The sequence below is a fragment of the Segeticoccus rhizosphaerae genome (assembly GCF_009192725.1).
In the GTDB taxonomy this organism is placed as follows: Bacteria; Actinomycetota; Actinomycetes; order Actinomycetales; family Dermatophilaceae; genus Segeticoccus; species Segeticoccus rhizosphaerae.
In genome coordinates this window covers 1-7,995 of the sequence record NZ_VOHR01000181.1, presented here as the reverse complement: position 1 = coordinate 7,995, position 7,995 = coordinate 1, and the positions used below count along the sequence as shown (strand labels likewise).

The window sequence follows — 7,995 nt, the reverse complement described above, 5'->3', positions numbered from 1 at the left end:
GGCCGGGCAGGCGCGGGGGCGGCGCCCGAGCGCACGCCGCCAGGCCGGACCGGCCCAGCTGATGCTCGACCTCGGCGATGCCCCCGAGCTCGTCGCCGGTTCGGGACTGCCGGAGATGACCGCAGCCGAACGGGTCCGCGCCGAGCTGGACGTCCTCGGCCTCGACGTCAGTGCCCACGTGATCGACTGCTACGCGCCCCTGCTCGACGCGTTGGGGGCGACCTCTTCGTCACGGTTGCTGCAACAGCGCAACAGGGCCGAGCTGCTGGTCGCCGGCGTCAAGGTCGCCACCCAGACCCCACCGATCCGCTCAGGCCGCCGGGTGGTCTTCCTGACCCTCGATGACGGCACCGGCCCGATCGACGCCACCTTCTTCGAGGACGCGCAGGGCCCCTATGCCGCCACGGTCTTCCACTCCTGGATGCTCCTCGTGCGCGGCGTCCTGCGCCGGACCGGGCCGAAGGGGGTCTCGCTGCGGGCCACCGGGGCCTGGGAGCTGTCGGGGCTCTGGGATGCCTGGTGCCGGGGCGGGCTCGAGGCGGCGCAGGCGGCGCTGGCCGAGGCCGATGCCCGGGCGCGGGGCCTGGCCGAAGCGCAGGAGAGGGCGATGACCGAGCCCTCCGGACACCGGGTGCTGGTCCACGCCTCCGGTTTCAAGCAGTCGCCCTACGCGGATGTCCGGCCCGCCGGGCCGGAGACCAGGAACGGCCGGCTGGTGCAGGACCGACCCGGGGCGACAGGCAATGGCAATGGTGCGCCGCCACGCAAGCTGTGGCACTCCAGCCCGGGCAGCGCGGGGCACTGATGAGCGGCGACGACTGCGTGAGGACACGAGCGGAGCGAGGCCCGGAGCGCCGAGGAGCCGCGACCGACAACATGAGCGGCGACGACAGCGTGAGGACACGAGCGGAGCGAGGCCCGGAGCGCCGAGGAGCGCGACCATGAGCATGAGCGACGAGCGAGGTAGATCACCAGCATGAGCAGGCGAGCGTTCGACGCACCGGAGCGCACGGCATACGGGGGACGTGCGGCACCCGACGACAGCCGCTGCCCGATCCTGCACGTCGACATGGACGCCTTCTACGCCTCGGCCTCCCTGCTGCACCGGCCGGAGCTGCGAGGGACTCCGGTCATCATCGGCGGAGGCAACCGGGGCGTCGTCCTGTCCGCCACCTACGAGGCCAGGAGCTTCGGGGTGCACGCGGCGATGCCGATGACGCGAGCCCGGCGGCTGTGCCCGCAGGCCACCGTGCTCGCCCCGGACCACCGGCTCTACCAGCGCATCTCCGACGCGGTGATGGCCTACTTCACCAGCATCACCCCTGTCGTCGAGCCACTCTCGGCGGACGAGGCGTTCCTCGACGTCTCGGGCTCTCGCCGTCGGCTCGGGCGGCCGGGCGAGATCGCGGCCAGGATCCGCGACACGGTCGCCGACGAGCAGGGGATCACCTGCTCGGTCGGCGTGGCACCGACCAAGTTCCTCGCCAAGCTGGCCTCCGGCCTCGCCAAGCCCGACGGGCTGCTCATCGTCCCCGAGGACGAGGCGGTCGACCTGCTGCACCAGCTCCCGGTCGGAGCGATCTGGGGCGTGGGCGACCGCACCGAGGAAACGCTGGCTCGGCTCGGGCTGCACACCGTCGCCGATCTCGCCCACACCCCGGTGGAGACCCTGCGCCGCGCGCTGGGTGACGCGGCCGGGCCGCACCTGCACGAGCTTGCCTGGGGCCGGGATCCACGCCCGGTGGTCCCGGCCCGGCGCGAACGCAGTATCGGCTCGGACGAGACGTTCGACCACGACGTGGACGACCCCGCGGTGATCCACCGCCAGCTACTGCGGCTCAGCGACCGGACGGCGGCGCGGGTCAGGGCCGCCGGCCTGGTCGGGCGCACCATCCAGCTCAAGGTGCGCTTCTCGGACTTCACGACGATCACCCGCTCGCGCACCGTGCGGGAGGCGACCGACGTCAGCCGGGAGGTCTACGCGGTTGCCCGTGACCTCTACGACGCGCTCGGTCTCCGGCGGGCCCGGATCCGCCTGGTCGGGGTGCGCATGGAGGGGCTACGGGAAGCCGCGGGCTCACCGATCCAGGGGCTGCTGGACGAGCCGGAACACGGCTGGAGGGAGGCCGATCGCGCCGTCGACCGGGCCAGCGCGCGCTTCGGCGCAGGGAGCGTGCGACCGGCCGCGTTGATGGACCGATAGCGCTCGCGGCGACTCCCGGCTACCGTATCCGTCCCGGGCGACATATCCTTAGGAGGAGAACGGAGAGCGAAGGAGAAGCCACAACTCCATTTGGCCAGTCCACCGCTCGCCGGTACCAAGGTGCCGCCCGCGCACAGGAGGTCGAGATGCCGCTCTCTGAGCACGAGCAACATCTGCTGGAGCAGATGGAGCAAGCGCTGTATGCCGAAGACCCCAAGTTCGCGTCCCACATGGTGGGTTCGAGCGCCAAGGCTCGGCAGCGACGTCGGATCATCATCGGCGTGGTGATCGCGGTCGTCGGCCTGGTCCTCGTCGTCCTCGGAGTCATGGGCCAGCAGACCTGGCTCGGTGGCATCGGCTTCGCCGTCATGGTGGGAGGCGCCGGCTTGGCGATCACGCCGGCACGCGTCCGCACCAAGGGGGAAAAGCATCCGGGGATCGGGGCGGTCGGTGAGGACGGCAAGGTCGAGAGCGTGCGCAAGCCGGGCAGTGCCGGACGTCGCAAGAAGGGTGCGCCGCCCTCGCGGGGGAGTTTCATGCAGCGGCTCGAGGCCCGCTGGGACCGCCGCCGCGACGAGGGCTGGCACTGAGGGGACGAGGACTGGCACTGAGGGGACGAGAGCTGGCGCCGAGACGTGCCGCCTGACCCGAAGGGGACCCTGGACGCAGCCAGCTCCAGTCAGCGGGTGACGAAGACCGTGACGCCCCATCCGGCGGCGACCACCAGACCGGTGAGCAGTTCGATCCCGACGCTCAGCGCGATCGCGCGCAGCGCCTGTTTGGTGGAACCCCACGCAATCGGATGCGACCGCTGGCGGGCGCTCTCGGCGAGGTAGACCCCCAGCACAAAGCCGAGCGGGAGACCGACGACCGGGAGCACGAAGAACCCCACCACGCCCAGCACGACGCCGGCGAGTGTGGTGGTGGTGCGCACGCCCGCGCGGCGCAACCGTCGCCCCGGAACGAGGTACTTGACCAGCGAGCCGACCGCGATCAGAAGGGTGGCGCACCCGAGGACCACCCATCCGAGGGTGATGCGGGCCTCCGTCGCCCACAGGGCCACGCCGGCCCAGACCAGCAACAGGCCGGGCAGCAGGGGGACGGCGATGCCGACCAGCCCGACCAGCATCATGGCCCCGGCGACCAGGGTCACCGGAGCCGGCACAGATCAGCTCTCGTCGACGGCGGCGGTGGGAGAGGGATCCTCGTGGAGTCGGTCGCTCTCGTCCTGGATCTCGAGGGCGAGATCGCGCAGCTTGGGAAGGTGCTCGCGGCCGTGGTGCGCGCAGAACAGCAGCTCGCCGCCTGCGGTGAGGCGGGCGCGCACGTAGGCCTGGGCGCCACAGCGGTCGCAGCGGTCCGCTGCGCTCAGGGTCGGTGCCAGTGCAGTTGTCACGTCAGCCATCCTTATGTCGTCGTGGGCGCCTGGGCGCCACCGGCGGGGGTATCACCCGATTGCTCGGGCACGTCATACTGGGACGCACACGAGGTGGTCACGGTTGCCCTGTGCTGGCCACCGTCTCGCACCCGTCCGTCCCTTCTCCAGTTGTGCTTGTCGTGGTGCTCGTCGATCGTGCTTGACGCTGATTTCAACAGTGAAGCACGCTCTTTCGTTCCCGCGAGCCAACGGCACGGCATGTGGACACAATCACGGCCGATTTCGCTCAGCGCGCAACTGCCTCCGGCCGTCGCCGCCGCGTGCCTGCCGGGCCCGCGAACGCGGGCGAGTTAACCTGCCCCCAACCGAAACCGTCACTTCCGCACGCCCGCTCGAAGGAGTCCTGTCTCCGTGGCCGCCACTCGCACCGTCAAGACCGCCCCCAGCAACTACACCGCTCGCCACCTGCAGGTGCTCGAGGGGCTGGAGGCGGTGCGCAAGCGACCCGGCATGTATGTCGGGTCCACCGACTCGCGTGGCCTGATGCACTGCCTGTGGGAGATCATCGACAACAGCGTCGACGAGGCGCTCGGCGGTTACTGCGACCGGATCGAGGTCGTGCTCCTGGCGGACGGCTCGGTCGAGGTTCGCGACAACGGCCGCGGCATCCCGATCGACATCGAGCCGAGGACCGGACTCACGGGTGTCGAGGTGGTCTTCACCAAGCTGCACGCCGGTGGGAAGTTCGGGGGTGGCTCCTACACGGCGTCCGGTGGCCTGCACGGCGTCGGCGCCTCGGTGGTCAACGCCCTGTCGGCGCGGCTGGACGTGGAGGTCGACCGGGGCGGCAAGACCTACGGCATGAGCTTCCGCCGGGGTGAGCCGGGTGTCTTCGACGACCCCAGGTCGGGCAAAAGCCCGGAGGCGACCTTCACGGCCTACGTCAAGAACAGTGAGCTGCGGGTCGTCGGCAAGGCGCGGCGTGGCGTCACCGGGTGCCGGGTCCGCTACTGGGCCGACGGCCAGATCTTCCTCAAGCAGGCCGCCTTCAACTACGACGAGCTGGTCGCGCGTGCCCGCCAGACGTCATACCTCATCCCGGGGCTCACCCTGGTCATCCGGGACGAGCGGGGGCTGGCAGGGACTCCCGGCGAGGAGGGTCCGACCGAGGAGGTCTTCCAGCACGACGGGGGCATCAGTGAGTTCGCCGAGTTCCTCGCCCCGGACCCGGCCGTCACCGAGGTCTGGCGGCTGCAGGGCTCCGGCACCTTCACCGAGACGGTGCCCGTGCTCGACGACAAGGGACACATGTCGCCGAAGGAGGTCGAGCGCGACTGCGAGGTCGACATCGCGGTGCGGTGGGGCACCGGCTACGAGACCAAGACGGTGTCCTTCGTCAACATCATCGCCACCCCCAAGGGCGGCACCCACCTGGCCGGGTTCGACCAGGCGTTGCTGAAGGTCTTCCGCAAGCAGCTCGAGGTCAACTCGCGGCGCCTCAAGGTCGGGAACGACAAGGTCGACAAGGACGACATCCTCGCTGGCCTCACCGCGGTCGTGACCGTGCGGCTGGCGGAGCCGCAGTTCGAGGGCCAGACCAAGGAGGTCCTCGGGACCTCGGCGGTGCGCTCGATCGTGGCCAAGGTGGTCGAGAAGGAGCTGGGTGCCCACCTGACCGCGACCAAGCGGGGGGCGAAGGCGCAGGCCAGCCTGTTGCTCGAGAAGGTCGTCGCCGAGATGAAGTCGCGCATCAGCGCCCGGCTGCACAAGGAGACCCAGCGGCGCAAGAACGCCCTCGAGTCCTCGTCACTGCCCGCCAAGCTGGCCGACTGCCGCAGCAGCGACGTCGACCGCTCCGAGCTGTTCATCGTCGAGGGGGACAGCGCGCTCGGCACGGCCAAGCTGGCCCGGTCGTCGGACTTCCAGGCGCTGCTGCCCATCCGCGGCAAGATCCTCAACGTCCAGAAGGCCTCGGTGGGGGACATGCTCAAGAACGCCGAGTGCGCCGCCATCATCCAGGTCGTCGGAGCCGGGTCGGGCCGGTCCTTCGACCTGGACATGGCGCGCTACGGCAAGGTCATCATCATGACCGACGCCGACGTCGACGGCGCCCACATCCGCACCCTGCTGCTGACGTTGTTCTTCCGCTACATGCGGCCACTGGTCGAGGCCGGCCGGGTTTATGCGGCCGTGCCGCCGCTGCACCGCATCGAGGTGATGAATGGTGGCGGGAAGAAGAACGAGCTGATCTACACCTACAGCGAGGCGCAGATGCGCAAGACGGTGTCCGCCCTCACCAAACGCGGGAAGAAGACCAAGCAGCCGCTGCAGCGCTACAAGGGCCTCGGCGAGATGGACGCCGACCAGCTGGCCGAGACGACGATGGACCCGCGCCAGAGGACCCTGCGCCGGGTGACCCTCAAGGACGCGGAGCTGGCCGAGAAGGTCTTCGAGCTGCTCATGGGCAGCGACGTGGCGCCGCGCAAGGACTTCATCGTGGACTCGGCCAGTGCGTTGGACCGAGAGCGCATCGACGCCTGACGCGAGTCCGGGCACGCCAAGCCGGCCGCGCTCCCAGGGGCCGAATGCCGAGAATTTACAAGACTTCAGGCCCTAGGCGGTGGACAAGGCACCGCCGATCGGGTCACCGTGTGCGCCATGAACCAACCAGCGCGCACTGCCATCGCGGACGAGCACGAGGGTCAACCCGAGCTCAAGCGGGCGATCGGACCCGGTCTGCTGCTGCTGTTCATCGTCGGTGACATCCTCGGCACCGGCGTCTACGCCCTGACCGGCAAGGTGGCGCAGGAGGTCGGAGGTGCCGTCTGGCTGCCCTTCCTGTGTGCCTTCATCGTCGCCATGCTCACCGCGTTCAGCTACCTCGAGCTGGTGACCAAGTACCCGAGGGCCGGTGGCGCCGCGGTCTATACGCACAAGGCGTTCGGCATCCACTTCATCACCTTCATCGTCTGCTTCACCGTGATGTGCTCCGGCCTCACCTCGGCCTCGAGCGCGTCCAAGGCGTTCGCCGGCAACTTCGGCAAGGCGACCCACATCGAGCTGCCGGAGGGCGGGTTCGGGCTCCTGCTCGTCGCGTTGGCGTTCATGGCCCTCGTGGCGGCGGTGAACTTCCGCGGGGTCGGGGAGAGCGTGAAGGCCAACGTGGTCCTCACCCTGGTGGAGCTGTCCGGCCTGCTGATGATCATCGGGATCGGCGTGTGGGCCATCGCCGGCGGCAAGGGCGACCCCGCCCCGCTCACCGACTTCAGCACACCCGGTGGCCAGTCCGGCTTCCACGCCGTCACGGCCGCCACGGCGCTCGCGTTCTTCGCGATGGTCGGCTTCGAGGACTCGGTCAACATGGCGGAGGAGACCAGGGAGCCCTCGCGGATCTTCCCCAAGATCATGATCATCGGACTGTCCATCACCGGAGTCATCTACGTCCTGGTGTCGATCTCCTCCGTGATGCTCGTACCGGTCAAGGAGCTCGGGGAGGGCAACGCGCCGCTGCTCAAGGTCGTGCAGGCCGGTGCACCCGCCTTCCCTGTCGGGATCTTCGCGTTCATCACGATGTTCGCGGTGGCCAACTCGGCGTTGATCAACATGCTGATGGCCTCCCGGCTGCTCTACGGCATGGCCCACGAGAACGTCCTGCCGAAGCCGCTCGGCAAGGTGCACGCCGGTCGGCGGACCCCGTGGGTTGCCATCATCTTCACGACGCTACTGGCCTTCGGGCTGATCTACTTCGCCGACCTCGAGGCGCTCGGCGGCACGACGTCCCTGCTGCTGCTGTGCGTCTTCACGGTCGTCAACATCGCCGTGCTGGTGCTGCGCAAGGACACGGTGGAGCACCAGCACTTCAGGGCACCGACCGCCATACCGGTCATCGGCGCGATCCTGTGCGCCTACCTGGTGACGCCGTTCTCGGGACGGGACACCGCCGACTACCAGATCGCGGGATGGCTCTTCGTGATCGGCGTCGCACTGTGGGCGCTCACCTGGCTCGCCAACCGGGCCCTCCACGGGCGGCCCACCTACATCAAGGACCCGGACAAGATCGGCCGCGACGACCGCCGGTGAGCCCTCAGGGCGGCCCTGTCCGTGCGTTGTCCGCGGTTCCGCGGATCGTGCCCGGCTGAGCGTTGAGGCTGCGTGCGTCGCCGGGTCGAACCGCTCACGTGGGCGCAGTGGTCCGGTCAGGGGCGAGCAGGGTGGTGTGCCAGGTCGTCACGGGAGCGGCGCCCTTGCCACACGAAGCGGGCAGCTCGGCGGGCCCGACCTCCCGCCGGACCTCGACGCTCCAGTGCCGGCCGTCGGCGTGGGTCACGCCGGCGAGCCAGCGCCCGCCGGCCGAGGGCGCGCTGACGGTCGCCAGGGCAGTGAGGTCGGTCTCGCCGATCTCGGCGCGCACGAA

General features: G+C 69.8%; 7 protein-coding genes and 1 pseudogene. 5 read left to right on the top strand and 3 right to left on the bottom strand.

All coding sequences use genetic code 11. The features are described 5' to 3' along the window. The 3 genes from FRW57_RS13980 to FRW57_RS13970 form a co-directional block, all read left to right on the top strand. A partial coding sequence (locus FRW57_RS13980) for an OB-fold nucleic acid binding domain-containing protein (RefSeq protein WP_338055370.1) occupies positions 1-805 on the top strand: 805 nt, incomplete at its 5' end. A gap of 171 nt (positions 806-976) precedes the next feature. Next, on the top strand, positions 977-2,203 hold the full coding sequence (gene dinB, locus FRW57_RS13975; RefSeq protein ID WP_137121058.1) for a DNA polymerase IV: 1,227 nt from the start codon (positions 977-979) through the stop codon (positions 2,201-2,203). A gap of 146 nt (positions 2,204-2,349) precedes the next feature. Next, on the top strand, positions 2,350-2,793 hold the full coding sequence (locus FRW57_RS13970) for a DUF3040 domain-containing protein (RefSeq protein ID WP_137121059.1): 444 nt from the start codon (positions 2,350-2,352) through the stop codon (positions 2,791-2,793). A gap of 89 nt (positions 2,794-2,882) precedes the next feature. Here the strand turns inward: FRW57_RS13970 and FRW57_RS13965 are convergent, their stop codons facing one another. After that, positions 2,883-3,356 carry a DUF456 domain-containing protein gene (locus FRW57_RS13965; protein WP_238999430.1) on the bottom strand — a complete coding sequence of 158 codons (474 nt, stop codon included), beginning with the start codon at positions 3,354-3,356 and terminating at the stop codon, positions 2,883-2,885. A gap of 15 nt (positions 3,357-3,371) precedes the next feature. Then, a complete protein-coding gene (locus tag FRW57_RS13960) occupies positions 3,372-3,599 on the bottom strand; it encodes a DUF7455 domain-containing protein (protein ID WP_137121060.1) in 228 nt (75 codons plus the stop codon). 393 nt (positions 3,600-3,992) lie between these two features. Between FRW57_RS13960 and FRW57_RS13955 the strand changes: the two genes are divergently transcribed. Both FRW57_RS13955 and FRW57_RS13950 read left to right on the top strand, forming a co-directional pair. Then, a complete protein-coding gene (locus FRW57_RS13955) occupies positions 3,993-6,122 on the top strand; it encodes a DNA gyrase/topoisomerase IV subunit B (RefSeq protein ID WP_137121061.1) in 2,130 nt (709 codons plus the stop codon). 117 nt (positions 6,123-6,239) lie between these two features. Then, a complete protein-coding gene (locus FRW57_RS13950; protein WP_137121062.1) occupies positions 6,240-7,661 on the top strand; it encodes an APC family permease in 1,422 nt (473 codons plus the stop codon). A gap of 94 nt (positions 7,662-7,755) precedes the next feature. Here FRW57_RS13950 and FRW57_RS23275 read toward each other — a convergent pair. Next, a pseudogene (locus FRW57_RS23275) lies at positions 7,756-7,995 on the bottom strand (hypothetical protein); the annotation flags it as partial.